Here is a 1,499-nt window from a genome sequence, read left to right as displayed (position 1 = left end):
TGGCCCCAACGATATGGGGTCAGGCCCTCTCCCTATATCAACCCGTCCGCGGCGACCTCGGCGTGTCTTACCGACGCTCGTCTTTGCAGTTTAATATCCGCCCGTGGCGATCTCTCGCTGGGCAATCCGTTGCTACGGCTGAGGCTTCTACGTCGAACCGACAGTCTGTGCACGCGTGTGGCGCCCTGGGCGCTCGCAGAAAAGGGACCTGAGGTTCGCCTCAACGGCTTCGGATCGAACCGCTTCCGGGATGACTGGCTTATGTGCGGGGGACCGCCCCCTACGCCTCCTCGGCCATGAGGCCGACCGCCCACACCCAGCAGGCGAGCTCGCGCGCCGTGGCGACGTTCGCCTTGTTGCCGTGGACCCCGCGCGCGAGCAGCGCCTCCCGCCTCTCGACCAGCCTCCGCACGCCCTTGGCGGCATGCCTCCGGGCGGCTGGGTCCGGGGCCTGGCCCTTGGCGAGGTCCTTCGGCCGCCCCGAGCACGTCAGGTAGTGCCACGCGGCCTCGACCAGCGTCTTCCTCAGGTGCTTGTTGCCGGCCTTGGTGATCGCGCCCCTGCGGTCGCTCTCCCCGCTGGAGTGCTCGGAGGGCGTCAGGCCGACCCACGCGGCGAACGAGCGGGCGTTCCTGAACCTGGAGAACTCGCCGGCCTCGAACACGAGGTCGGCGGCGGAAGCGGTGTCTACGCCCTTGAGGCAGCGCAGGGAGTCGACCCTCTTCCGCCACCTGGGCTTGCGGGCCTCGGCCTCGACGAGCCCCTCGAGCCTCGCCTTCTCCTCCGCAGCCCGCCTGACCGCGTCGACGTAGTAGGCGAGCGCGTCGTTGTCGGCCCCCTCCGCGAACCTAATCGACTCGATCCAGGACCAGTGCGCCCGGGTCCAGTTGCCCTTCCTGCGGCCGGTGGGCGTCCTCTCGTCGAAGACGAGCCCGTGCCTTAGCAGGAACTTGGAGAGCCGCTGCTTCGAGCGCGAGAGGTCGTCCCTCGCGTCCTCGAGCGCCCTGGTCAGGTCGCGGGCGGCCTCGCACTCGTCGTCGGGGACCCACACCTCGACCACGTTGCCGACCGACAGCATGCGGGCGAGGAACTCGGCGTCGTTGCGGTCGTTCTTCCTGCGCCTGTCCGCGCTGGGCTTGATCATCTTCGAGACGGCGCCGACCACGCAGTCGACACCCAGGCCGGAGAGCCTCTTCTGCAGGTCGAAGCCCGTGACCCCGGACTCGTACACGCACCTGGCCCCGGGGCCCACGGAGCGGATCCACTCCGCGACGGCGCCGGCGTCGTAGCCGAAGGTCGCGGCGCGCACCTCCCCGGTCATGACGTCGAGGGAGACGGCCTTTATCGAGCGGGCGTGGACGTCGAGGCCGACGAAGGTGGTAGTATCGAGCATGGGAGCCCCTTCCATGAATGCGGCGTGGCCGCCGCGGCTGAATTAGACACTCACCATTGTCGGCCTAATCCGCGGTCTTTCATGCAGCAGGGGCTCTCAATGTTTT

Annotated in this window: 1 protein-coding gene; it reads right to left on the bottom strand. The window is 68.5% G+C overall.

Annotated features, from left to right (window positions below):
- Window positions 1–280 precede the first annotated feature (280 nt).
- On the bottom strand, window positions 281–1,393 hold the full coding sequence (locus DXD24_RS09985; RefSeq protein ID WP_233502395.1) for an IS110 family transposase: 1,113 nt from the start codon (window positions 1,391–1,393) through the stop codon (window positions 281–283).
- Between the last annotated feature and the right edge of the window lie 106 nt (window positions 1,394–1,499).

Origin of the sequence: Collinsella sp. TF12-2AT (genome assembly GCF_003436735.1) — a bacterium.
Taxonomy (GTDB): Bacteria; Actinomycetota; Coriobacteriia; order Coriobacteriales; family Coriobacteriaceae; genus Collinsella.
This window is presented reverse-complemented; position numbering and strand designations above follow the sequence as displayed.

Bases quoted from the DNA above. Each gene is read 5' to 3' on its own strand.
- DXD24_RS09985 (WP_233502395.1), bottom strand. From the start codon at position 1,393: ATGCTCGATACTACCACCTTCGTCGGCCTCGACGTCCACGCCCGCTCG.